The sequence below is a fragment of the Paenibacillus sp. TSM33 genome (assembly GCF_056099025.1).
Genome location: NZ_JBLZXB010000017.1, coordinates 852,834 through 876,317 on the forward strand (window position 1 = coordinate 852,834; position 23,484 = coordinate 876,317).

Genomic DNA, 23,484 nt, shown 5'->3' on the forward strand with positions numbered 1-23,484 from the left:
TCAGCATCCCGTCTTGTGGCAACGCCCATCAGTCCATCCACGGAAATTGACCTGTTTCGACATACCGGAAAATGCCCTTAAGATTTTGAGCGTCTGAAAACACCTCTTGATTGGACGCCAGCGCCAGTGATTTATACTGACGCAAATCGCTGAGTTCGTCCATAAAGCGTTTGTAGCGTAAAATACCCGTTTTGGACAATCGTCTGAGGCGTAATAAATGCTTGCGCAGCACCGTATCGCTCTGGGCATCATACGCATCGACCAATCCCCATGTAAAAGCCTGCTCAACCATAATCGGCTGTGTCATTAATGTCAAATAATTCGCTTTTTGGAATCCAATTCTACGTACTAAAAACGGCAGAACACAAGCAGGGAAAAGCCCAAATAACAATTCTGACAGACTGAACTGTGCTGTCTGATCTGCTATCACAATGTCGCTGGCAGCAATAAATCCGATACCACCAGCGTTTGCCTTCCCTCGCACATGAGAAATCGTGATATAAGGCCCCGTCGCCAGTTTTAACCACAGGTCATATAGAGGTTCTGGATTCTGTGCATGCTCATGTTCATTTGCCATTTTTTCGTACATTCCTTGAAAATCCGCTCCAAGACAGAACACCTCCGGCAGGCCTTCCAACACAACGATCGTAACCGACTCCTCACACAGCGCAAGCACATGCATGCATTCCTCAATGAGGGTGTTATTAATCGTGTTATTTGCCTCTGGTCGGTAAAACTGTATATAACAAATCGATTCTTGAAACCGAACCTGAATTGTTTGGTAATTCATGATTCCCACCGATACTTGCGGTGGAATTCATAGATTTCCTCCAGATATAACCGCTGTCTCCCTTTCCCGGAATCGATCACTCCCGGAACCAATTGAAAATCAAGTTTGGTGTTGCGGGTTCCAAAACGTACAGCGCCACTGCCTTTCAGCAAGGATTCATATTCATCCATGGATAATTGGTAGCGCTCATTCAAATTACGCTCGATCTCAAACCGACGCAGATATTCCTGGCTTTGGGGCATCACTACCCCGCTATAAAATTCCGAGCAGCAGCCTGATCCATAGGAAAAGCAACCAATCCGCTTCGGAGAATCAAATGTGCCCTTATCAATCGTACCAGCCAAGGAAAGGTACAAGGTCGCGCCCATAATATTGCCGACTCGTTGGCAATACTCCAATCCTGGCTTGACACGTTGTACATAATCCGCCTCAATCTCATTGGGCTTGGCCTGAGTAATCCTTCGCATCATCGTGCGATGCGCTCCTTTTACCATTCCACCGAATGGAGTATGGAAGGAAAGATACTGGAAGGTATCTTTATAGTCCACTCCTTGTACCCGTTTCTGGTATTCCAAAAATGCTTGCTCGCAGCAATCCAGATAGGACATTAAAGACAAGTCCGCATCTCCGGCCTCGCTATCTGGTATCGGACGGCAAGTATCCATCACCTCATAGCCATAATATCCATTAGCGCCCGCATCGACTTGGAATATATGAGGATTTTCACTAATCAGCATGGCCACAGCCCCTGCCCCTCCGCTTGGTTCAGCGTAAGACCAATCCTCACTCAGAACATCCCCGCCTTCAGCGGCAATAAATCGTGAGATATCACTGGCAATAACAAGCGCTTTGGCCCCTGGCGAGACTTGGGATAAAATAAAATTCACCGCCATTTGGAGTCCGGCAGTACCTGAATAGCAGGCTTGCTTGAGTTCAAATAGCCTGCAATTCCGATTCAGTCCCAAATAGTGGTGAATATATGTACTGATTGATTTGCCAAAATCAATTCCTGATTCTGTACAGGTGATGAGCATTTCGATGCGGTTCTTTTCCGCTTCAGAGAGGGCGTCCACCAGCGGTTTTGCCGCATTGACTCCGAAGGTAACCGGATCTTCATAGGGCAGGGCAACAGCCTTTTCTTTCATTAATAAATTTTCAAATCTCGCAGGGTCCAACTGTCTGTGCTGCGCTAATTGCATGACATCTAGATAGGCTGAGCCCCCAAAAACGTTCATTGCTTCAATTCCTACCAATACCATAATGCTCCCCCTTTCTTAAATGCCCGACTCATACTTTTGCATACAGATGGCCGTATTGATCCCGCCAAACCCCATGCTCAAATTCATAGTATTGTGAATAACCGCTGGGATGGACTCATTTTTCACCCAGTTGCAATCCACTCTGATCGGCTCCTCCAAATTGCGGGTAGGATGAAGTATCGACTCTTTCATTTGTAGAAGAGTAGCAATAATTTCAACCGTCCCGGCTGCGCTCAGACCATGCCCGATAATGGATTTGGTTGCATTGATGTAAGCATGTGATAATTGGCAATCCTGTATGGCCTTTATTTCGATCTCGTCCCCAATTACAGAGCCTGTCCCATGGGGATTAATATAATCAATTTTTTCCGGCGACAGTTTCGCTTTCTCCAAGGCCCTTTTAATCACTCGAACCTCGCCCTCATAAGAAGGATTGGGGTTCCGGTTCCGATCCATCCCTATATCCCAACCTGTAAGCTTTGCATAAGGTTTCCCCTGACGCTTCATTGCAAAATCCGACCGTTCTATGACAATAGCTCCGCAAGATTCCCCATATATGAACCCGTCGCGCATCTGATCAAAAGGGCGACAAGCCTTTGCCGGTTCATCGGCGTATCGGTCGCTTCCCATGGCTCCCAAGGACCGCAATGCCTGGCATTCCAAATACGAAATATCCATCAACGCCCCCATTGCAATGCATACATCAACCCGATTCGCTTGAATCGCCTCAATCGCTTGAATGATGGCGACTTGTCCGCTCGCGGAAGCCCCGCCGACAGTATACGCTAACCCTTGAATACCGAATTGCTCGGTGCATAATCCGCACAAATCAGTATCCATAAAGGAAAGCCCATAGGTTGGAGGTACAAAATGCTTTTTTTCCCGATAAGCCTCATAGGTTTGAAATAATTCCCGTTGCTGAAAATTGGAGCCTCCAATCACCAGTCCTATGCGGCTAGGGTCGACGTCATCCAATTGAGCATCATCCCAGGCCTCTTGAAGGGTAACCATTGCCACCTGGCCCGATAATGATGCGGTTCTTAACATTCGTTTGGAAATGGTCTCTGGATAAGACAGAGATGGCAGCTCCGCACCTATAAATGAAGCTTCTCCCTTTCTGCCTGGACGTTGCATAACTCCAAATGCATGTTGCCCTTTGAACAGCGCCGAAGCAAAGGCAGTCTTCCCTTGCCCAATCGACGAAGTAACACCAACTCCCGTAATAACTAACTCAGGCTCTTTATAATTTGGCATAGAGCGCATCTGCCAACTCTCCTACATTTTTCACGCCAGATAACTCAACGCGCGGAATATTAAGAGATAATGCTTCCATAGTCTTCATTACAATATCGGCTCGATCTACCGAATCCGCACCCAAATCTACCAAGCGATCGTCATACTGAAACTGGTGATCGTTTAATTCCGGTAGAACTTCACAAATACAACCTTTAACGATTTCGAATACTTCTTCTTTACGCATATATATCCTCCTAAAATTGGGTTATTTACAAACAGCTTGGATGGAAAATCGGATTAAATTGCTCATACAATTGAGACATATTGATACTCCATTCCGTCTTCCTTGGCGCTGCAATAGTAAAGATGTAGTTACCCAACCGATACGACTGGGCGGCATATTGTGGAAAATGCGAAAATGTACTCTGAAAGCATCCACTTTTAAATCTGATCTCGTTAATTTCAAGCACTTGCAACGATGCGGTAAAGCCTGTGCGCAATATTTTTGAAATCGCCTCCTTTACCGTCCAAGAAACCGTCAATAAAACAGAGTATTCCTCTACTCCTCGCACGGCTGCGATTTTTTCCCTTTCTTCCGTCGTCAATTGGCTTTCCATAGTCTTATTTCGGTTAGGACTTATCCTCTCAATATCAATCCCCATAGGATGCGCTTCTGGAAAAACAACAGCGGTCCCGATATCATCACAGTGGGCGATGCTCACTTGGTAGCCAGGGACTCCGGTAGTTCGAAGCAAGGGCTGGCCGAAAACACCTGTCTCCACGCTTATGTTGCGTAGGTTCTGCTCCCTTAACAGCACGGATGCTGCTTGTTTTGCACTTAGCCTGCCGAGCAGAAAGTTGGATTTTCGGCGCTGGAATAGCAGGCTCTCAAAGTAGCTACACTCATCTGAATGAAAAATCTCCGGATCGAGAGCAGCATCGTCACGGCAAACTGCATGTAAAAAACTGACAGCCGCCTCCAGCACGGTATCTTCCCGCTTCAACATGAGCTGTTCCGTATACAAGACCACGTACATATCCCCCTATGAGTAGACAGCTTCTTACCAATATGGGATCAAACGTTCAAACCAAAAAAAACCTTCAAATCCCTTAAGGGCTCTGAAAGCTTCCACATGGAGAAGAATATCCCCAAGATTGTTCTATTTAAACTTTACTAATAATCTCCAAAGCTACGTTCACTAGTCTGATGTCACCCATAAATTCTAGCTGAATAACCGCCTGTCTTTTATGTCTGTCTATCTTCTTAACTATGCTGTTTCTTCCTTGAAGCGGTCCTTCTATAATACGTATATTGTCTCCTTCAATAATTCCAGTTGAGCATTCTATACAATATCTATCATTGCACAAACTCTCTAAAACTTGTCTCTCGCAATCTCGCATGGAAGCTTCTAACTTCGAATATCTCAATAAACGAATGATATCACTGGAAGTATAAATCATTGAATTTGTACTTGTTACGAACTGCAAGTCAGGTAAGTTCGACTCAATAAATACATAACTGGGGAACAGAGGGGCTAATTCTTTCTTGACTGTTCCTGCTACTTTAAAAAGTCTCTCTTGGAGCGGTATAAATGGTTTGTAAACTTCAGAATCAAACCACTTATTAAAAAGTTGTTTAACCCTTTCTTCCTTACCCGTTCGCACAAAAAGCACGTACCAATTCATTCCGCTCATCTCCTAACAAAACATACTGCCAAAATCAATTCCTATAATGTCTGCAGCCAGTGTATGCATAGCTTCGCCCTTTCACTTATCCTGCTTGATAAGCTACATTCTCTCACGATATGTCCCTCATCAGTGGTTAACGTGACCCGCCAGCGATTAACCGCAAACAAGTTCCTTTATTTTTCATATAAAGATATAATTGGAATAGTATATTTCCATTATAATCCTCTGCTCAAACAGTGTCAATTGCCATTTTGGCAACAACCCAGTCTATCTTTAAGGGGGTAGAGGCCCCATCACCCTTTAGAACTGCCCCCTTCTACCAACTCATTTGAAATTGAATAAACCTTTTTGGTTGGGACGCATTCTGAAATTAATAAACGGCTTCATACTCGTAAATTGAAAATAAATATTTTCATCCAGAAGGTGACTGAGTGGGAACCCAGGTACTTTACCATATGAATGAGCAGGATAAATTTGAATGGAGCTATCAACCTCTCGTTTTATTTTTTGAACGCTATGATATAAGTCTTTCGGATCTCCTCCATTCGGATCACAAAAGCCACAACCTTCAATGAAAATGGTATCCCCTGTGAATAAGTGACCGGAAAAAAGATAGCATACACTACCCAAGGTATGTCCTGGAGTCAAAAGACTTCTAATTTCTGTTTCTCCAAGTTTGATCAAGTCCCCATCTTTAATAGGATGTAAATTTTTACATCTAAAATGGTAATAATCGATTTCTTGTATTGACATGAATACGTGCGGTCTATACTTTTCCAAGAGTGGATTTACCAAATTAACATGGTCTAGATGTGAATGGGTTAATAGTATGGCTCTGAGATTACCATTCAACTGTCGAAGATATGACTCTATTTTCGATAAATCCCATGACGGATCGACAATAGCAATGTCTCCTGTTTTCTTATCCATTACAATATATACATAGTTAATAAAATTCATAAAACGGACTCTTAACTGTTCCATTTGGTATGTCAGACTCATATCAGCTTCACTGAACCCACCTTTCTATGGCCAAATCCAAATTTGTGCGTCAAATTCACTGTTCAAATGCGGCTGAATTGGTCTACATCACTATGCGTTTGCTATGCTTCAATCTTTACTAAGAGTTCCTGAATAACAAGCCTTCCTGCACTTTTCGGGATAATCCTCGTCTCCGATGTCTTTCTGTCAAAAGTTGCTGTACCAATGATTATACCAACTTATGCAATAGAAAGGCTTCGACTCTCTGTTACAAGATTTTGCTCTATACAGTCGCAAAACCCTTTCTTCGCTGTAATTATGTAACCAAAAATACCGTCATACGACGGTATTTTTGGTTTCTTTTAATATGAACACTATTATTCACACTTTCATAAACTACTAATATAAAATACATTTTTTACAGAAAGAGAGTTGCCTATATGAAAATGAAACCTAAAAAAACTGGAGAAAGTACAACTGCTGTCCGTAGAGGGAAAAATAGATCCCCCATACAACCTCACGCATTGAAGAAAAAAAGAATTTTGCCTACTCAGGCTGTTGTTAGAAATGGTGGCTTTGAAGATCAGGATTTAACACCTTGGATTGCAAACGTCAGCAACGTGACAGGTCAAATCTTTATAACCAGAACCAACCCGCATAGTGGCAGTCAAGCCGTCAGAATCTCAGCTAACCCGGGGCACAGCGTCTCGCTTAGACAGACGATTTCCGATCTGAGAAGAGGAAGAAGATACCGTGTGACCTTCTGGGTACGTAATTTGATCAGGCCTTTCGGTGGTCGGCTTCAAATTAGTTTAGGAGAGCAAACCTACACGATTCAGCTTAACTCGCTACCTTCATCACAATATGAGAGAGTCTCCCGTACCTTCTCAATCTCAGGGAATTCAGGGACAGTCTCCAGAGATTTAGTGTTCCGCGTTACAGCACAGGATGCTTTTGCCACCATTCTTTTGGATGATGTATCTATATCCAGATTAAGATAATGAATCATTTGGCAGCAGAATTATCATTACAAAATACAAAACTAAACTGAACTTTATAGTATGAAATTTCCCCAAAATAAAAGCGCCTCTCCGCATATTAACGGTGAGGCGCTTCGTTGGTCCAGTGTACCTGCGGATTGCTCCGTTACAGCTACACAGGACCTCGCGTTATTTTCGTTCATTTAAGCTGATGTGACCGTGATAAATCTAATATGCCGAGGACCGGGATCGAACCGGTACGGTAGTCACCTACCGCAGGATTTTAAGACATGAGTTTTTAATATACTATAGTAGCATACAGTTCCAAAATCCAGTATCCTCAAGGCTTTTATGTGTTCGTATATGTTCTCATTTGAACTGTATTCTACACAAAATACTACAGTCTGTCCCCAATTTGTCCCCAATAAAAAGAGCAGAAGGATTAATTCCTTACTGCTCTTTTTTCCATCTACACTTTTGCCGTATGTGTTGTCCTACCTCTATGCCACTATTATCGTTTATTGTATCTTAATCTAATTTCTATCCTCCAACGCATCCTGGGAAAAAGCCAGTTTATTATGAACCGTGATAATTATTCCGGAATTAAAAAAATGATACACGGATTAGGGGACTCCGTTCCAACTTCTGCTGGCAATTCCATATTGAAAGCAATCCAATTGCCATGAATAAACATGTTTTGATTAACATAATTAGAAAAAGGGAACGGCTCCGCCGCCCCCTGCACAACTTACCGCTAAAAGAGCGGTCAGCAATTGAGGTTTATTCGGAAGCAGACCGTATCCTCGTCAGGGCGTACTTTAAGTCATATTCATAACCTTTTTGTCCTGAAAATAACTCTATAAATTTGTTAATGTTTTTTTTCAAATCATTCATATGGATTCTTCTGATTAGCTTTATCTCTTCACCAATTGTCCATTTATCCTTAATATACTCCTTATCATTAACACCTTCATTGTGTACAATAACATTTCTAATGCTTCTAATTTCATTAGCAGACTTTTTCCATAAATTCCATTCAATGTTATTTGGCATATGTTTAATAAGTTTTTCTAAATTATCTTTTTTTCCTATAACTCTTTGAAGATATACTTCATAAATGGATACAATATAAATATAAATAGTATAATTATGAATTTTATAATCGGGTAGAGTCTCTTGAATTCTTAGAAAATCATTAAATTCTGCAACTTTTCTTTTAATTTCTATAGTTGAATTCTGCATTTTCAGAACTGTTTCATCAATATGTGATACAATATACTCTTCAGGTAATATTTTTTTGGTCTCATCAGATTCTATATGTTGTGTAAGCATTTGAGTTGCTGCCTCTAGCCTTCGTATTAAATCTTTCGCTCTGCTTACTATTTTTTCAATATCATTTATTTTCTCTCCCGCTTCTATATACTTCCCTTTAAGGAAACCTTCAGTATAAAAATCCAAAGCTTCTAAACGTCTTAATAAACCATCTGTTAATGCACCAAAATCTTCATTGTTCACAAATTACCCTACTTTCTTTTCTATTCAGTAGTAAAAAAATTATTATAATTACGTAAGGAGCCTATAAAAGGTATATCAGCAGGTGAAAAATCATACAAACCTAAGTCTGCAAAATCAATCCATTTAATCTCGCTATGTTCATTTACAACAATTTCTCCACCACTCCATTTTGCCCAGTAGGCAATTAATTTAATAACACCGTCAGAGTACTTGTAAATGCTGTTATCAAAATGATGAATTACATCAATATGCATTCCTAATTCCTCATAAATTTCTCTTTTTAAACACTCTTCAAAGCTTTCTCCAGCTTCAAGCTTTCCGCCAGGGAACTCCCATTTCCCCTCAAGTTTCATACCTTTTCCTCGCTTAGCGATAAGTATCTTTCCTCTATCTACTATAAGAGCAGCAGTAACAATTTTTGCTTGTACACCAAAGTGTTCTTCTCTGTGACAGTTGGGGCAAACAGCAAATGCATTCTCTACTGTATCGTCTCCTCCGTCTGCCAAAGGGACTTTATGATGTACTTCTAAATATGGAGATAAATCGCTCGCTCTAAGAAATGGCGCAGGTTGGTAGCATATTTCACAAATACCATTAGCTCGCTTTAAAACTTCAACAATTACATCCGGATTCCTTTTATATGCTGTTGTGATAACAGGTACACTTTCGGGTTTTTTAGGAGCATTATTTAACCTAGCTTTACGATCCTGATCAGTGGATCTTTTGGCTTTCTTAACTTGCTTATCAACTTCATGTAAATATTCTTTTGTAGTTACCGAACTCTGCATATTTAAGGAATTTAACTTATTCAGGATAAACCATCTTGAACCATCTTCAGAGTTGTAATGGTGTGATTCAAACTCATATAAGCCATTCAAATTAAGAACAGTTCCATCTTTGGTAAACAAGTATATTGGTGTCTTGTTTTGAGCGGAGTTAATTATTGAAGCATTATATTTGTAATTTGGATCGAAATTGCCTCTTAAGCTGTAGAAATAATATTTTATCTTTTCATCCTCTACAATCCATTCATTCGGATACTTTCCATCTGAGAAAGTTGATTTTATGAAGATAGCCTGTAATCTATCATTATTGCCAATAAGATAAATACCTGACTGTGGGTCATAAGTACGAGCAAGTATGGATATATCCCATGAGGTATAGTCAGCCCCGATCACGAAATCGTTAAGAACGGTAACATCATCTAGTTCATCCTTAAATTCTTCACAAAAACGAGGATATAGATCTTCATACGTTTCTAAGCCAAGGTTTTTAAACCGTTCATATAGCGCTGTTCCTGGTGATCTTGAAGGTTGTACAATTTCGAAACGTTGAAGATATCTTTTAAGATCGCCCACTCGTTTCATATTTCGAACGACAGTTCTAGAACGTATAACTTTGTTTTTAAACTCTTTTTCAAGTTCAGGATGATCTAGGGCAGGCGCCTCCACTTCGCGGATAACAAAGTTTATAGCTTGTTGAATTCTTGACATATAACACTCTCCATTAACTAAAATTCTTATCTTTCACATCCCACTCCGTCACCATCACGGTCCAGTTTCCTACTATAACCTGGTTCACCTTCATAAATTGGATCGGCGCCAGCAGCACGAACCGCAGAGCAGTTTTTATAGTATACATTGCTTGTTGATTCTCTTGGTTCAGAATAAGTTTGGACGACTTCCTTTTTAGGAGTAACTACTTTAGGCTTAGATTCTTTTACACTTGAATCATTACTTTTAGATTCAGTCTTTGCAGTTGCCTTCTGATTGAATCCATCTTCTTGTGCATAGTTTTCAATACTCCAGATACCTGTTCCACTTTTTTGAGCAGTGGCTTGAATCTCTTTGAATTGATCGACATATTTAACGTTTGGAGGATTTATGTAGGCCACCCGAGCATATCCTTTCTCGATCAACATTTCATTTAACATCTTATCTCCAACCCATACATAACCAAGTAGACGACCATACTTATCTCGTTCTGAAACATCAAGCTCTAGGGAAAGATTACCCTGCTTTAATTGCTTTAGAGTAAAAGCAGAAGCTTCTTTTGCAAACGGTTGAACCGGTGTACCCTGTTTTACACTTTCAGGTGTATCCACTAGGAGTAGTCGAATCTTTTCCTCTTTCCCTTGAACTGATGCTTTAAATGTATCTCCATCCGTTCCTGCTATTAAAGTTATAGGAATACGTTTTGGTTGTTCAGAATCCGCCTTTTCGTTAGATGCTGAGGTAGAAACAATGTTTGAAGTTTGCTCAGATTTAGTTGTAGTAGGTACCACAGAAGTTTGTTCTACTTTAGCTGGAACAGCTGGTGCTTTATTCACTAATTCCTGCTGCTTAACATTCGTTAGATTCCCGATGAACGCTAAAAAGAAAATCCCGGCAAGTGAAAATAAAACTATTGCTAGTTTACTTTTCTGATTTTCTCTCTTAGCATTCTGATATTTTTTATAACCCCAGTAACCAAGCCCTCCCGCGATAATCAGCAATCCTAAATATTTAATAATCGCAACAACTACAATTAATGCAAAGATAATTCCTATGATCTTTCCCTTTCCATTACTTCTCATGATATCCTCCTAGGTATTTAGTTCTAGGATAAATATACCATGAACATTTTCCAATATATATACTTTTATCACAAAAATCGCACGATTATTTTGCTATTCTCTAGATTTATCCGCTAGAAACTTGCTGAAATGATATCCTCCAACTTGATCCAACTAAAATCATCCTCGCCACGAAACAGTTTTACTTCCCTGCGAGCAGTATTTATAGAAGTGATTACACCTGTGAGTTCTTCGTCATCGAACGGGCTAAAAACCACCAGTGTTATAGGTTGACGTGTGTTGTAGGACTCTATAAGCGCTTGCTCGATCAACCGGACTTCCTGATCATCAAGTTCCGGCTTGCCTCTCCGCTGACGGTCTTTCATGAGTTTTAAGTATGCTTCCTTGTGTTCTGGTATGATAATCCGGCTGCTTTCCCATAAGCCGTTACCTTCTAATTTTTTCGACATGTATGTAGCCTCCTGATGTATTTATGTAGAAATTATATTCCGAACATACGTTCTAGACAAGACTTTTTGCCTCCTGGATCTAAAACTTTTATGCTAGAAAAATATTCCTAGGTCTGATAGACTAAACGAAAATACAAATTCAGGGGGATAATATGAAATTTGTAACAGGTATATTGGTGGCTGCCGCGTTTCTAACGCTTGCAGCTTGCTCACCTAAACAATCTGCCACAACAAATGACACCAAACAAGCTACTTCTACGGCAACGACTTCTACTACACCAGCAGAACCAGTGGAACAAAAGCAAGAAGATACGGTTACACCTATTAAAAAGGGCGAGACAGTTACAATACAAGATTTCGCTGATATAACAGTAACGGGAAATAAGATTTCGAAAAAAATCGAACCCTCTAAACCGGGAGACTTCCACACACTATACGAATCCAAAGAAACAGACTCCACCTTCTTTGCTCTAATCATTAAAGCCAAAAATCTTGGGGCAGAAGCAATTAAAGCAGATAAAATAGCGGAAGTAAACCTAAAATTCGATAACAAATATGATTATGATACATTCAGCACTATTGAGGAACGTGGTGGTGAAGACTTTACTTACACCAACATAACCAGCGTTGACCCACTTAAAACGGGAACACTGTACTATCTTTCAGAGATACCCAATGAGGTGGCTAAAAGTGAGAAGCCATTAAAAGCAGAGATAAAGATTCGGGATAAAGTTTACGAATATACGATCAGATAAAAAAAGCCCCGGAGCAATCCGGGGTTTTAGTATTTCTATAACCATTATGACTATTGTCAACAAAGGTAATTCCATTGCCTGAATAAAATGAATATGATAACATAAGAATAGAAAAAGGGAACGGCAGCCACCGTCCCCTGCACGACTTACCGCTATAAGAGCGGTCAGCAACTGAGGTTTGATCCAGAAATAGACCGTATCCTCGCCAGGGCGGTCTATTTCCGTTTATGGAAAGAAAGTATCAGAATCACCAACGTTGCGAATTGAATCATCAACATCAGCGTGTCTTTAACTTCCATGGCGTCACCTCCCTTCCGGGAGATTAGCCGATCGCCCTTTATAGCCGTTTTGTCGCACAATCCAGATTATACAAAGCTCTAGGTAAGTCTGGAGGCTTTACTTTTATTTTTCCATTAATTCATTAAATATTTCTCTATCTTCGGAAGTAAAGTCGGAAATCCGTTTCTTTTGCTTGTATGTGTTGGTACTTGAATCCAGCTTAATGAAGCTATTTTCACCAACCACATATACGATATTGTTTTTTATCTTATATGACACAACATTATCAACAGTATTTTCCGTTGGATCAGCAAGATGATTATAAAGTATTAAAGGGTCGTCCGGCCCCCCTCTAAAAATTTGAAAAGTCCCGTCACCAAAATATTCTACGGTATCTTTGCCTGATGGGTATTTATACTTCGTATCATCCCCCAAATTCACTAAAAAAATTATAGTAGTTGTTATAACTAGTAGAGAGAGCAAGATCAAAATAAAGATATATCTACGCTTCATCCGCAATTCACACCTCACTTCCAAGCTTTTCTTGTATCAGCTACTGTTACATAAGACGTATACTCATTTAGTGTTCCCCATGATTCCATTAAATTTGTTAGGTTTGCTGCAGCCCAACCAAGTTTGTTGTTCCCAGTAAACATTTGTTTAAAATTATACTCAAAATTATATTTATCATAATATATTGTAGTAATTTTCCATTGCCCGTCAACGTAGTTTCCATTTATTTTATAATACATCTTGTGAAAAGCATTATATAAATCTTTATCACTTTCTAATCCCTTAGATTCATTATTTGAAAAACTTTTAGCTTTATTAGCATTAGCTTTTTTGACTTCATCATTAACTATTGCGATGTGTTCTTTAGATTTTTTAATTTGCTGCGCCTCATATGACCATTCGTTAAAGTGTAAATTTCCTGGGTTGTAATCAAGTGAATGTTGAAGTAAATTGGCTGTAATGTCCCCGTACTTCTTTCGAGCTATAGGAACAGCTACTAATGCAAATGCTTTACGATCAGGATAATGTATTACAGTATCTGTTGAATTCTTTACCTTCTCTACGCCTCGCACCCAAGTCTTTTCTAGTTCTACCATCGGATTTTCAAACGGAAAAGTATTATTCCCTGCATACACTAACATATTCTTACTATATGCGCCTTCCAGTACTTTTTGCGAGACATCAGACTGATCCTTTTCCCTTGTTTCCTTAGGTTCTAACTGAGGACTGTATTGAATTTTTCCCAATTGATCTTCTTTTTGTTTTAAAACAAGTTCAAACTCAAGAACCTCTTTGCTGGTATCAATCTGTTCTTGATACTCATCTACATAAGCGTGTGTAAACGTAATATCTCGGATTGTGTTTTCATTTCTAACGATTTGGATATTACATTTGCGATAGTAATCCTCACTATCAGGTTTATATTCTGTGTTTGCCCATGTATACAGCATGTTGGATTTATCCGCATTGTCTATAACTGAAGGAAGCGAATGAAGCGGAATTTTGCTTCGAATATGTAGCGAATGAGTTAAGTTTGGAGACTTAGCTGAAAGGTTTATGGAACTATTATTCTTATAAGTAAAGCCAATGACCTCACCTTTTACAAACTCGATTGGTTCCCCACCGGATTTGCGTTCTATTCTTAATGAAATGCTCATTGTAATAATCTCCTCTAGTTTTGTAGGGAATATTTGTTAAAAACTAATTTCCAAATATTAATATATACGAAAAATATTAAATAGTAAACATATTTTCAACATGGTAAAGGACGACAATAGAGTTTCGTAACCTCGGAAAATTATATGAAGAAGCTAAAACGAAATATAAACCAGCTAACACGGACCTGTTAGAAACGATAAAAGCTCTGCCGACCGATTAAGGTTAGCAGAGCTTTTTAAGTACTACTTTTTCCTCTTACTATTGTTGTTCACTTTTTGTTCTTATACTGTTCGGATTATCCTTTTAATAACTTATCTTCTCTAATCGGAGCATTAATTTCTTTGATCTCCACTTCATTATTCATTTTTTGCAAGTTCATTGGCATGGAGTCTAAATATTTGTATTCCTCGACCCTAACAGAGTCTTCTGTCCAATTCCCCTCTTTATCTTTCACAAAGACCTCTCTCTTTACCGGGAGCCCTGTTTTAGTATCAATGGTTACCGTCTCTTTTTTAAGATTCGTTTCTGTTACAAACCTCTTGAAGTGATGTGTCATTAGATTGTGGACGCACAGATTTCACCCAATTTTGTTCTTTAATTTCTTTTTTCTGTTCTTCCATGAGAGAGATATTTAAAATTTTCTTATTTTCATTAGCTAGGTTAACGGGCAATGTCCAGGTGTTCCCTACAAGTGTAGCCCGTATCAAGAACCCTCCATGCATCAGGATTACACACCATTGCTAAACCCAAGAACAGATGTAGTCCAAACAGCCGACCTTAAAGATCGGCAGTATATCAACAATTAAATGAATTTAGACGATAATTTCTCTTCAAAATATTCTCTTACTTTAGAGTCTTCAAAGTAAACCCTACATCCACTAATTCCTCTAGTGAGGAGCACGTAATATATATTCAGTATGAAACTAGTAAGTTCTTGTTCATTGTATTCGTTCAGTAGTGGAGTACCACCAGTATCTTTATAGTTCCCTTTTATAGCTCTAAGTTTTCCGTTTTCACCAACAGCGATATCTTTGCCGATAATAATTCCGACATGGTCAATATCCGCGCCTTGAATGGCATGGATAGAGCCTATTTCATTCTTACTACTTTCAATCTCAACCCATTTTTCATACTGGCTATTCCATCGCCACTTGCATTCATTCTCAACCCAATCATAAGGCAGATTAAACTTGTCTATTCCTTTATTTCGCGATGATTTTGGGTTTGAAATCCACTCTCTAGTATAACCAGCAATAACACGATTTGTAGTATTGGCATGACGGAGTTCAATTTCTCCAATGTATTTAAATAGGTCTTGAATGGAATCAACGATTCCAAAATAAGAGTCCTTGTTGCGATATGCGAAGACATTAGGATTAAATTCAATTTCATCTACAATGTCTAAAGCATACAGGATGCCATTGAGAAAATCGTTGCCACTAAAGGAACCGTCACCCTTAATTCGATATTGTTGACTTAGAGATTCTTTTACATATCCTTGGGTGAGCTTGATGAAGTTAGCCCTAAGAACATCTTGTGGACGTATGCTCTGGAACTGGTCATAGAAGAGAACAAGTCCATCTGTGATTTCTTGAAGCATGTGGATTTCGTTAATCTCAGGCTGACTCTTGTCGAAATGTTTTTTAGATTCTGGGTGTCCTTTGGGGTAGTATCTTTGCAAACGATGTGCTTCGTCAACTAAGATGATATCGTAGTGACTATTACTCTTGCGTGCTTCCTCAATAGCCTTGCCAGCTCGAACAAAGGTAAGTTTATTTTTCAAATTCAATTGCTTTAAAATTCGATTAAACTTGTCGAGTAGGTTGCTTGTAGTGATCAAACCTATCTTCATATCTGGATATTTGTTGATCAACCTATACATAAGCGACATCATGAGAACTGTTTTTCCAGTTCCAGCTCCACCCTCAATTAGATACTTATTACGAGGATCTTGAATTACTCTTTCCTCAATATCAGATTGTTGTTTACTCAGTTGAGTGAAAGGGGAGTATTTGAAAATAATCTTCTGCCTAATTCTTTCTAGATCGTTTGTATGTACTAATCCTTGATTATATAATTCGTTTCCCCACAGCTTCACAAATACTTCTTGCTCCACTTTGTGATGCTCGTTGTATTGCGGTTGAGGTTGTCCATTATTTCGGTTATATATCTTGAACTTCGTTTCGTCTGTTTCCGCAAGCATATGGTTAATTATCATGAACTCCAAATCTTTGATATGGGACTCGGTAAAGAAGCTTGCATTGTAAACAATTAAGCAATTGGTAAATTCGCCATCATTGAAATGGCTATCATGAATGTGCTGGTCGTGACGTACCCAAAAATGCTTTGTTTCGCCTATGTATACTGTTTTTTTCTTTAGATTATAGTAGATATAAGTGACAAAGCCTTTATCTAATATATCTTGTTCACTTTGACAGAGATCATGAATACAATTTTGGTTTGTGCTGCTACTATTTACGTATAGAGGCAGATTCATTATTCCGTATTTCAAAGACATCTACTCATTTCTGTATCTATTTATATTACAATGTTAGTAAATCTAAATTAATTATTTGTGATTATTACGGTTGATGTCAATAGAGTTCAGCAAATAAAACAGGGAGCGGAGAAAGAGCTATGTCACCCTACGAAGATCAGATAAAAGATTTAATGTCAAAAGTAGTTCAATTCAGAGATGAACGAAATTGGAAACAATTTCGCAACCCAAAGATTTAACTATATCGTTAGTTTAACGGGTTTTGATCTAAACCCACCCACTGTCGCACCTCAGAGAGCATCAAGTCATATAGCTTCAGCACACCCGCCGAAAATTGTTACTAAATATGTTCTTTATTTACGGAGCAATGATGCCATACTTATTGTCTAGCAAAAGCCCAGCTAACCTTAATGGGATTAGCTGGGCTTTTCACTATTTAACGATTAACTGGCCGGCGGGGATTGCTTTATTTAGAGTATTCACTTACTTCAAACGTAAGGATACGATCATACAGCATGTAGTCCTTGCGACTGCTAAATGGACCTTTATTGTTATCATGCTTATTGATTGCGAATGAAGCCGATCCAGAACCAGCCTGTTTGCCGTTGTACCATGAGATAAAGTCATTGACCTCTTTTATGCTTAGGTCAAATTCTTTTTCTAAGCCAGTTGTCATAGTAACTACAAGGATTGCGCGGTTGCCTGATGGTGATTGAGGATTAGTAGGCTCACCAGTCGATGGTTCACCAGGATTTGTTGTACCAGGTTCGCTCGGATTACTTGGCTCTCCTGTAGAAGGATTGTCAGGAGTTGTCGGCTCAGTTGTTTTAGGTTCATTTGGTGTAACTGCAACTTCATTAGAGATAACCATCTCAGCTCCGTTAATAATAGCTATAACCTGAAAATAATATACTGTTCCATTAGTCAGATTCGGGACCACATAATTGCCATCCACATCCTTGGTTACTGTAATAGACTCTGAATATTTACCCGATTGCGTGCCGTAATTGATCTTATACTTAGCAGCATCTTTAATTGGATTCCAATTCAACTTTGCTGATGAATCAAGTGGTTGACCTTTAAGATCGATTGGTTCATTGATGCCAAGTGTTATCTCGTTAATTGCCAACCAAGACGCACCTCCCAAAGCGTCAACTTTGATACCATCATATGTACCCTGTTGAACTTTAATAGGCGGCGTTATTGTATTTGTAGCAGATAAAGATTGAGTAACTTGTTCGCTTATTTTTTTCCATTCTCCTTCAACGAATCCGTAAATTGTATATTTTATATCTCGTGGTGGCGTAGCATTAGTAGAGATATGAATAAAATTTATTTCGACTGGGCTAGGGAATCTTAACTCAATATTTCCATTTTCCCCTCCGGCATTCCATGTTGTTTTAATACTTCCGTCTATTGCATTGCTTGCGACTAAATTGTACCAAGTGGTACTTCCTTTTACTGTAGTACCTGTTGGAGGTGAGAATCCTAGCATTCCCTCAACTGTTTTATTCAATGTTGCTGCATGTGTAGCTGATGGTAGTAACATGATGCTAATTAGAAAAAAAGTTAGAACGGTAGTCAAAAATTTCTTTGACATGATTATTAGCCCCCTATGAATATCTTGTATATCTATAAAGATAGATTGACACTCACATATTGTCTAAACATAAACTTGCTAATCTATAAATATAATCTAAATATTTGCATATTTATTTTTTATTGGGCATTAAAAAGGACTCATACTAGCTTTCATACTAGTTGAGTCCTTGTTTTTATTTCACTATAAATTTTACCTTTGTACCATCAGCATACTTATCTAACTGGTGGCTTACCCATGATCCTGCTCCCCGGTTATCACTAGGGGTTATGTATCTGATATCAGCGCCTGCGCCACCTTCTGCACACATTGCCATTGGCCACTCGTCGCGGTCATATCCTTTTTTAGTCGGATAACCCTTTAAAGATTCCTTCCTATTCTCCTCTGCCCCATCCCGATCAATGGTACATACAGCAGAATGTCCGGATGCTATTGCATCTCTAATGTGTGCTCCAGTTTCAGGGTAACGTGAACTTGGGAACTCCAACGTATACCCAGCTGCTGCTTGTTGGCTGATTGCTGCTGGTTCAGCATAAACGCCTTGTACCGAGAAAATAGCAGCTAGTAAAAATACAACTAGTCCTCTTACAAATCCTTTTATCATACGACACCTCCATAGTATTTCAAATCTTCTCAATACTATATTGGGAGACATGTCGAAGTATCGCATAGCTTGTCGCATAATAAAAATTAAAATCCACCATTAAACTTTATTTTGAATATATAGACATAAATGTTTAAACATTCCTATTTTGTTTTTGTATGATTACTGAGCAAATATAACAAAAAGGGGATTTATACATGAAAAGAAAGCTCAATCTAATTTTATGCTTCACCTTACTTATCACTATTTTTATCCCACTCTCCTCAGTGAGTGCCTATACTGGAGGTTATGCCAACGGAAAAAGTGTTGATGCAATGATCCCTGATATATATTTTATAGGGAGATCCCATGCAAGCACAACGAGTACAACACTTGTAACAGATAACAATGAAGAAACAAGCTACCTACTTCCTAAAAATAAGATGATTATGATTGATTTAGGTACAGATAGAACAATTGATTCATATAAACTTAAAGGCGATTTAAAGCCTATGAGAATAAACTTTTATAATCGAAGTACAGGTTATGAAGATGCATTTGAAACCAATGTAGGTGATGGAAATCTCAAAACGCTTCCTAAGGAAAAAATAGTACGTAATGTAAGATTCATCACTTTATACACTATGAGTGGTGAAGACATAAATATAAGCGAACTCGACTTTTTTAACAGTAAAGACATAGTACCAGCACCCGAACCTTCTCCAACACCAGATCCTAAACCGACACCTGAACCAACACCGACGCCTGAACCAACACCAACGCCAAATCCAACACCAAGTCCTGAGCCTAATCCTTCTGAACCTACGGAGCCAACTGAACCATCACAACCTACCGGTGACCGTGCTATTCTGACTGTAACAATGGACAATGGTTTTGATAAAGAATTCGATTTGAGTAAAAAAGAATTGAATGCTTTCATTGCTTGGTATGACGCTAAAGATGCTGGCAGAGGCCCTTCATTCTTTGCCATTGATAAGCACAATAATAACAAAGGTCCATTCAGTAACCGTAAAGACTACGTAATCTTCAACAAAATCCTTACGTTTGAAGTAAGTGAGTATTCAGCTAAATAAACGACAAAGGACTCCATACTGGTTACATACCAGCGGAGTCCTTTTTCACATCTACTCTAAATTCAAATTGATTCCGTATGTAATAAGCTCCGGCAATCTTGACCGAATCAGGCGAAAACTTTTCTATAGTGCCACCATAATCTACAACCGACACTATATCCTCTCTCAACGACTGAACAACGTACACTCTTACCTGGCTTAATGCAGCAGCAAATAGTTCGATATCCGACTTTAACACTTTATATGTATGGTTCATGCTGATCACCTCGATAATTCTTTCGCTGAACGTTGTAGTAATTCCTTCAATAAAAAAAATCCCCGTCAACCAGTTAAGGTTAGCGGGAATTTGCTTTACTTACGTTTAAGCCCCTCCGTGCTGTACTTGAGGCTCTATGCCATGCGAATGAATAGGTACAGTAACAATTAACAAAAAGCTAGCCGCGACGATCACCAGTGCCATTTTTTTTAACATTGTTCATCCACACCTTTTCAATAAGATTTAAAAAATTTGCTTTGGTTTCAAGACTCGCATGTTCTCGAAAATGTAAAAAGAGCCCCATACAATTTATGAAATAAGTCTCATTATTTAGTGTATGATAACTTACCATAGAATACATCAAATGTTTAAAACCATCATCGTAAGAACTTCGATGTAAATAATAATGGGCCAACTCATAACCACACCACGCAAAATAATCTGGTACCACTTGTTGAGTATATATATCACTTGATGAGTGTTGTGATAATGATACAATGTCAGTTTCAAATCGTTTAATTATATCACTAACGTCGATATCATATCGGTTAGCCGTTATCATAATGTTCAGTAGTTGAATAATCCGATCTTCTTGAGTTGTATCCTTCGCTGCATCGATGTATTCAATATATTCTTGCAGCACCTTTATGTCTCCGGATAAAAGCTTATTGACAATAATATTAGCTTCTGCCCAGTGCTTAAACAAACCAATCCAGTGTTGGGTATCTTCGTCCGTCTCTTTAACCCAATCTAAATCAGCATAGGCGTATGTATATTGTAGAGCTTGGTGGTAATCGCCTTGGGCTTCACAGACACTAGCACACAATAGGTCAGCATAGGAAATATATACAAACAACGGGCGACTTAGCTTATTGACAGACTCATCCCGCTCTCGACCCCGTTGTTCATGTTTCATTGAATATTGGATTTCCGCTTTGGCCCTCATTTTCCTCGCCATTTCGTCAACCTTGTCCCATTTACGCAAAGACCTGTACACGTTAGCTAGATCCTTTAATGCGTCAAGCTGGTCTTTCTCATCCAGACGTTCCACGAAGGGTTCAAATAATGTGGCTGCCTTGAGATTCTGGCTCTGATCGTCTCCAATCTGAATCGTGAATATGCGATATTGGCAGACTGCCAAGCGTTCAGAATGTTGATACCTCTCCGTTTCAGCTACACCCTCATAAAGCAGCAAAGCAGCCTCATTTCGTCCCTGCGACAATAATTCTTCTGCAATTTCGAATAGCTTGGGTGAATACAGTAGATTGTCCATGATGGCTCCTACCACTCGACGGATCGCATCTAACTGTCCAACTCCGCACAGCGAAACAAAAACGGCTCGATTCGCCTCATATTCGGGGGATGGTCGATGATGAAGTTTTCTATAAATAGATCGTAAAATTCTCCCTCTGGTAAACCCATAGCCTCAGTGATTCGGTCAAGCTGGTTAACAGACATTGACTTATTCCCTGTCACAATAGCACTTATTATCCCCCTATTCATGCCTGCAAGTTGTCCAAATTGCGCTAAGCTCAAACCCTTTTGTTCTAGATATCTGTCTAATTCTGCTCTAATCGTAGGTGTATGCTTCATATCATATCCACCCTTCATACAGAAATTCCAAACTTTATATATTATTGCATTCTATTGTTGTTCATAATTTAACAGTTGTCAATAAGTTTTGAAATTTTTGTCATTCGATATTCGACTAAATTATATTTTTTGAATATTGTCGACTACTGTAAGACAAATAGTTCTATAGTGTCATTTTCCATTTAACTATTTAAAACACACAAATTATTCCTTATTTTGTGGTACACTGGATTGGTAGTTCAAAATAATACCATTTCGAGAGGACGGTTTTGGATGAAGTTAAAGAACACAGCAATCATTCTTTCAGGTGTATTGGCTCTTACAGCAGTTGCTCCAATTGCAGCATCTGCTGAATCATCCACAGAACAAATCACACAAAATTCAAGTTCAAGTGTAACTCAAAAGAGTGCAGTTGAGGCAGTAAAACCCTATGTACAAGTTAAGGATGGGGTATTGTCCCTAAAAGACGTTCCTGAAAGTATTTATAACCAGTATAATTTATCGGATTTGCAAAAGCATTTTGATGAATTAAATGAGTTATCAAAATCAGGTAAAATTACTGTTAATAGCGATTTAAGCATAAAGGACAATACCATCTCGCTTAATGCAGAATACGGATCTTGGACTTACCACTGGTGGGGATATGATCGGAAATTCACTGACTATCAAACTAAACAAGCGATAGATTACTATAATACTGTGGCAGGTGGCGGCACACTCATTTCAGGGGCAACGGCTTGGTATCCTCCTGTTTCAGGTATTTCAGGATCAGTCGCAGGATACTTTGCATTGTTTGCTGCACGTATGAGTGCTAATAACAATGGTAACGGAGTTTATGTTTCTGTTTCATGGGCGGCAGTGTTTGATGTTGAACCTTTGTAATACGACACAGTAAGGAGACTCTATGACCAGTATTTTAGCTGTTTTAGTGATTATTTGGGGAATAAGTTATATGGCTGTCTACTACATTAAGAAGAAAAAAAATACACACGGACAACCTGGTTATAAAATATTTTTTATGGTTATTCTTGTTATTTTAGCAATCGCTTTGGTTAGTTCATATTTATAATCAAACAATTTTATGATTTTTATATAGCCTTCCTTTAATGGAGGGCTTTTATATTACATACCAAATCTTTTGGTGTAAATCCCATATGAGCAATGACAAAAAGACTCCCCCGCCGACCGATTAAGGTTAGCGGAGAGTTTCTATTTCACGATAAATTCAACTTTTGTTCCGTCAGCGTACTCGTCCAGCTTGTGACCTACCCACGATCCAGCTCCACGATTATCTTTGGGTGATATGTACTTAATGTCTGCACCCTCTCCACCTTCAGAGCACATCGCCATAGGCCATTCGTCGCGATCCTTGCCCTTTTTAGTGGGCACACCTTTCAGAGATAGTTCACGGTTATGGTCGGCTCCTTCACGGTCTATGGTGCACACTGGTGACTTTCCGGCTGCAATGGCCTCTTTAATGTGCAGTGCTGTTTCAGGATAGCGGTCTGACGGAAATTCCAGCTTGACCGTATCGGCAGATACCTGTGTTACAGCTACGGGTACCGATTCGTGTTTTGTTGTCTTCGTCTTGGCTGTCTCTTGTACACTGCATCCAGCTAATAGGATTGTAATGAGTACGGTGAATATCCATTTAAACATATGTATTCCTCCCCCTATAAAAC

General features: G+C 39.1%; 25 protein-coding genes and 1 pseudogene. 5 read left to right on the forward strand and 21 right to left on the reverse strand.

Annotated features, from left to right (window positions below; all coding sequences use genetic code 11):
- Positions 1-28: 28 nt before the first annotated feature.
- From ACN6NF_RS15655 to ACN6NF_RS15685, 7 genes are all read right to left on the reverse strand, one after another.
- The gene (locus ACN6NF_RS15655; RefSeq protein WP_474318503.1) at positions 29-790 is read right to left on the reverse strand and encodes an enoyl-CoA hydratase/isomerase; all 762 of its coding nucleotides are present in this window, start codon (positions 788-790) and stop codon (positions 29-31) included.
- Positions 787-2,049, reverse strand: a complete 1,263-nt coding sequence (locus ACN6NF_RS15660; RefSeq protein WP_474318504.1) for a hydroxymethylglutaryl-CoA synthase family protein — start codon at positions 2,047-2,049, stop codon at positions 787-789. Before ACN6NF_RS15660 ends, ACN6NF_RS15655 begins: the two co-directional genes overlap by 4 nt.
- A 15-nt stretch (positions 2,050-2,064) precedes the next feature.
- A complete protein-coding gene (locus tag ACN6NF_RS15665; protein ID WP_474318505.1) occupies positions 2,065-3,312 on the reverse strand; it encodes a beta-ketoacyl synthase N-terminal-like domain-containing protein in 1,248 nt (415 codons plus the stop codon).
- Positions 3,290-3,529: an acyl carrier protein gene (locus ACN6NF_RS15670; RefSeq protein WP_474318506.1), complete on the reverse strand. Its 240-nt coding sequence runs from the start codon at positions 3,527-3,529 to the stop codon at positions 3,290-3,292. Before ACN6NF_RS15670 ends, ACN6NF_RS15665 begins: the two co-directional genes overlap by 23 nt.
- A 25-nt stretch (positions 3,530-3,554) precedes the next feature.
- Positions 3,555-4,316, reverse strand: a complete 762-nt coding sequence (locus ACN6NF_RS15675; RefSeq protein ID WP_474318507.1) for a 4'-phosphopantetheinyl transferase family protein — start codon at positions 4,314-4,316, stop codon at positions 3,555-3,557.
- Between the two features lie 133 nt (positions 4,317-4,449).
- Positions 4,450-4,971, reverse strand: coding sequence for an antiterminator LoaP (gene loaP, locus ACN6NF_RS15680; RefSeq protein ID WP_474318508.1), 522 nt, complete (start codon positions 4,969-4,971; stop codon positions 4,450-4,452).
- Positions 4,972-5,298: 327 nt separating this feature from the next.
- On the reverse strand, positions 5,299-5,934 hold the full coding sequence (locus ACN6NF_RS15685; protein ID WP_474318510.1) for an MBL fold metallo-hydrolase: 636 nt from the start codon (positions 5,932-5,934) through the stop codon (positions 5,299-5,301).
- A 545-nt stretch (positions 5,935-6,479) separates the two neighbouring features.
- Here ACN6NF_RS15685 and ACN6NF_RS15690 point away from each other — a divergent pair.
- Entirely contained in the window at positions 6,480-6,956 is a 477-nt protein-coding gene (locus tag ACN6NF_RS15690; RefSeq protein WP_474318511.1) for a carbohydrate binding domain-containing protein, read from the forward strand.
- Positions 6,957-7,715: 759 nt separating this feature from the next.
- Here ACN6NF_RS15690 and ACN6NF_RS15695 read toward each other — a convergent pair.
- The 4 genes from ACN6NF_RS15695 to ACN6NF_RS15710 all read right to left on the reverse strand — a co-directional run bounded on the left by ACN6NF_RS15695 (position 7,716) and on the right by ACN6NF_RS15710 (position 11,474).
- A complete protein-coding gene (locus ACN6NF_RS15695; protein WP_474318512.1) occupies positions 7,716-8,450 on the reverse strand; it encodes a hypothetical protein in 735 nt (244 codons plus the stop codon).
- Positions 8,451-8,470: 20 nt separating this feature from the next.
- Positions 8,471-9,943 (reverse strand): NUDIX domain-containing protein, encoded by a 1,473-nt coding sequence (locus tag ACN6NF_RS15700; protein ID WP_474318513.1) that lies wholly within the window; start codon positions 9,941-9,943, stop codon positions 8,471-8,473.
- A 26-nt stretch (positions 9,944-9,969) separates the two neighbouring features.
- Positions 9,970-11,025 carry a thermonuclease family protein gene (locus ACN6NF_RS15705; RefSeq protein ID WP_474318514.1) on the reverse strand — a complete coding sequence of 352 codons (1,056 nt, stop codon included), beginning with the start codon at positions 11,023-11,025 and terminating at the stop codon, positions 9,970-9,972.
- 113 nt (positions 11,026-11,138) lie between these two features.
- Positions 11,139-11,474, reverse strand: a complete 336-nt coding sequence (locus ACN6NF_RS15710) for a YolD-like family protein (protein WP_474318515.1) — start codon at positions 11,472-11,474, stop codon at positions 11,139-11,141.
- Positions 11,475-11,626: 152 nt separating this feature from the next.
- On the opposite strand from ACN6NF_RS15710, the gene ACN6NF_RS15715 reads away from it, so the two are divergent.
- Positions 11,627-12,229 carry a bZIP transcription factor gene (locus ACN6NF_RS15715; protein WP_474318516.1) on the forward strand — a complete coding sequence of 201 codons (603 nt, stop codon included), beginning with the start codon at positions 11,627-11,629 and terminating at the stop codon, positions 12,227-12,229.
- Positions 12,230-12,444: 215 nt separating this feature from the next.
- On the opposite strand, the gene ACN6NF_RS15720 is transcribed toward ACN6NF_RS15715, so the two are convergent.
- The 7 genes from ACN6NF_RS15720 to ACN6NF_RS15750 form a co-directional block, all read right to left on the reverse strand.
- Entirely contained in the window at positions 12,445-12,528 is an 84-nt protein-coding gene (locus tag ACN6NF_RS15720; RefSeq protein WP_223822117.1) for a putative holin-like toxin, read from the reverse strand.
- 103 nt (positions 12,529-12,631) lie between these two features.
- Entirely contained in the window at positions 12,632-13,021 is a 390-nt protein-coding gene (locus ACN6NF_RS15725; RefSeq protein ID WP_474318517.1) for a hypothetical protein, read from the reverse strand.
- A 14-nt stretch (positions 13,022-13,035) separates the two neighbouring features.
- On the reverse strand, positions 13,036-14,178 hold the full coding sequence (locus tag ACN6NF_RS15730; RefSeq protein WP_474318518.1) for a hypothetical protein: 1,143 nt from the start codon (positions 14,176-14,178) through the stop codon (positions 13,036-13,038).
- A gap of 296 nt (positions 14,179-14,474) precedes the next feature.
- Positions 14,475-14,735, reverse strand: a complete 261-nt coding sequence (locus tag ACN6NF_RS15735) for a hypothetical protein (protein WP_474318519.1) — start codon at positions 14,733-14,735, stop codon at positions 14,475-14,477.
- A 246-nt stretch (positions 14,736-14,981) separates the two neighbouring features.
- On the reverse strand, positions 14,982-16,676 hold the full coding sequence (locus tag ACN6NF_RS15740) for a DNA/RNA helicase domain-containing protein (RefSeq protein WP_474318520.1): 1,695 nt from the start codon (positions 16,674-16,676) through the stop codon (positions 14,982-14,984).
- A gap of 466 nt (positions 16,677-17,142) precedes the next feature.
- Positions 17,143-18,276: a fibronectin type III domain-containing protein gene (locus tag ACN6NF_RS15745; RefSeq protein WP_474318521.1), complete on the reverse strand. Its 1,134-nt coding sequence runs from the start codon at positions 18,274-18,276 to the stop codon at positions 17,143-17,145.
- A 175-nt stretch (positions 18,277-18,451) separates the two neighbouring features.
- Positions 18,452-18,877, reverse strand: coding sequence for a NucA/NucB deoxyribonuclease domain-containing protein (locus ACN6NF_RS15750; RefSeq protein WP_474319069.1), 426 nt, complete (start codon positions 18,875-18,877; stop codon positions 18,452-18,454).
- A gap of 200 nt (positions 18,878-19,077) precedes the next feature.
- Between ACN6NF_RS15750 and ACN6NF_RS15755 the strand changes: the two genes are divergently transcribed.
- Complete coding sequence (locus tag ACN6NF_RS15755) at positions 19,078-19,953, forward strand: hypothetical protein (protein ID WP_474318522.1); 876 nt, start codon at positions 19,078-19,080, stop codon at positions 19,951-19,953.
- Between the two features lie 22 nt (positions 19,954-19,975).
- Here the strand turns inward: ACN6NF_RS15755 and ACN6NF_RS15760 are convergent, their stop codons facing one another.
- Together ACN6NF_RS15760 and ACN6NF_RS15765 are read right to left on the reverse strand one after the other, a co-directional pair.
- A complete protein-coding gene (locus ACN6NF_RS15760) occupies positions 19,976-20,209 on the reverse strand; it encodes a hypothetical protein (RefSeq protein ID WP_474318524.1) in 234 nt (77 codons plus the stop codon).
- Between the two features lie 178 nt (positions 20,210-20,387).
- Positions 20,388-21,802, reverse strand: a pseudogene (locus tag ACN6NF_RS15765) (helix-turn-helix domain-containing protein).
- A gap of 273 nt (positions 21,803-22,075) precedes the next feature.
- Between ACN6NF_RS15765 and ACN6NF_RS15770 the strand changes: the two are divergent.
- Positions 22,076-22,684: a hypothetical protein gene (locus tag ACN6NF_RS15770; RefSeq protein ID WP_474318525.1), complete on the forward strand. Its 609-nt coding sequence runs from the start codon at positions 22,076-22,078 to the stop codon at positions 22,682-22,684.
- Between the two features lie 22 nt (positions 22,685-22,706).
- Complete coding sequence (locus ACN6NF_RS15775; RefSeq protein WP_016822009.1) at positions 22,707-22,871, forward strand: hypothetical protein; 165 nt, start codon at positions 22,707-22,709, stop codon at positions 22,869-22,871.
- 140 nt (positions 22,872-23,011) lie between these two features.
- On the opposite strand, the gene ACN6NF_RS15780 is transcribed toward ACN6NF_RS15775, so the two are convergent.
- On the reverse strand, positions 23,012-23,461 hold the full coding sequence (locus ACN6NF_RS15780) for a NucA/NucB deoxyribonuclease domain-containing protein (protein WP_474318526.1): 450 nt from the start codon (positions 23,459-23,461) through the stop codon (positions 23,012-23,014).
- Positions 23,462-23,484 lie beyond the last annotated feature (23 nt).

Bases quoted from the DNA above. Each gene is read 5' to 3' on its own strand.
- ACN6NF_RS15665 (WP_474318505.1), bottom strand. From the start codon at position 3,312: ATGCGCTCTATGCCAAATTATAAAGAGCCTGAGTTAGTTATTACGGGA.
- ACN6NF_RS15720 (WP_223822117.1), bottom strand. From the start codon at position 12,528: ATGGAAGTTAAAGACACGCTGATGTTGATGATTCAATTCGCAACGTTG.
- ACN6NF_RS15710 (WP_474318515.1), bottom strand. From the start codon at position 11,474: ATGTCGAAAAAATTAGAAGGTAACGGCTTATGGGAAAGCAGCCGGATT.
- ACN6NF_RS15705 (WP_474318514.1), bottom strand. From the start codon at position 11,025: ATGAGAAGTAATGGAAAGGGAAAGATCATAGGAATTATCTTTGCATTA.
- ACN6NF_RS15755 (WP_474318522.1), top strand. From the start codon at position 19,078: ATGAAAAGAAAGCTCAATCTAATTTTATGCTTCACCTTACTTATCACT.
- ACN6NF_RS15730 (WP_474318518.1), bottom strand. From the start codon at position 14,178: ATGAGCATTTCATTAAGAATAGAACGCAAATCCGGTGGGGAACCAATC.
- ACN6NF_RS15715 (WP_474318516.1), top strand. From the start codon at position 11,627: ATGAAATTTGTAACAGGTATATTGGTGGCTGCCGCGTTTCTAACGCTT.
- ACN6NF_RS15760 (WP_474318524.1), bottom strand. From the start codon at position 20,209: ATGAACCATACATATAAAGTGTTAAAGTCGGATATCGAACTATTTGCT.
- ACN6NF_RS15685 (WP_474318510.1), bottom strand. From the start codon at position 5,934: ATGAATTTTATTAACTATGTATATATTGTAATGGATAAGAAAACAGGA.
- loaP (WP_474318508.1), bottom strand. From the start codon at position 4,971: ATGAATTGGTACGTGCTTTTTGTGCGAACGGGTAAGGAAGAAAGGGTT.
- ACN6NF_RS15670 (WP_474318506.1), bottom strand. From the start codon at position 3,529: ATGCGTAAAGAAGAAGTATTCGAAATCGTTAAAGGTTGTATTTGTGAA.
- ACN6NF_RS15745 (WP_474318521.1), bottom strand. From the start codon at position 18,276: ATGTCAAAGAAATTTTTGACTACCGTTCTAACTTTTTTTCTAATTAGC.
- ACN6NF_RS15725 (WP_474318517.1), bottom strand. From the start codon at position 13,021: ATGAAGCGTAGATATATCTTTATTTTGATCTTGCTCTCTCTACTAGTT.
- ACN6NF_RS15780 (WP_474318526.1), bottom strand. From the start codon at position 23,461: ATGTTTAAATGGATATTCACCGTACTCATTACAATCCTATTAGCTGGA.
- ACN6NF_RS15655 (WP_474318503.1), bottom strand. From the start codon at position 790: ATGAATTACCAAACAATTCAGGTTCGGTTTCAAGAATCGATTTGTTAT.
- ACN6NF_RS15740 (WP_474318520.1), bottom strand. From the start codon at position 16,676: ATGAATCTGCCTCTATACGTAAATAGTAGCAGCACAAACCAAAATTGT.
- ACN6NF_RS15775 (WP_016822009.1), top strand. From the start codon at position 22,707: ATGACCAGTATTTTAGCTGTTTTAGTGATTATTTGGGGAATAAGTTAT.
- ACN6NF_RS15735 (WP_474318519.1), bottom strand. From the start codon at position 14,735: ATGACACATCACTTCAAGAGGTTTGTAACAGAAACGAATCTTAAAAAA.
- ACN6NF_RS15770 (WP_474318525.1), top strand. From the start codon at position 22,076: ATGAAGTTAAAGAACACAGCAATCATTCTTTCAGGTGTATTGGCTCTT.
- ACN6NF_RS15660 (WP_474318504.1), bottom strand. From the start codon at position 2,049: ATGGTATTGGTAGGAATTGAAGCAATGAACGTTTTTGGGGGCTCAGCC.
- ACN6NF_RS15700 (WP_474318513.1), bottom strand. From the start codon at position 9,943: ATGTCAAGAATTCAACAAGCTATAAACTTTGTTATCCGCGAAGTGGAG.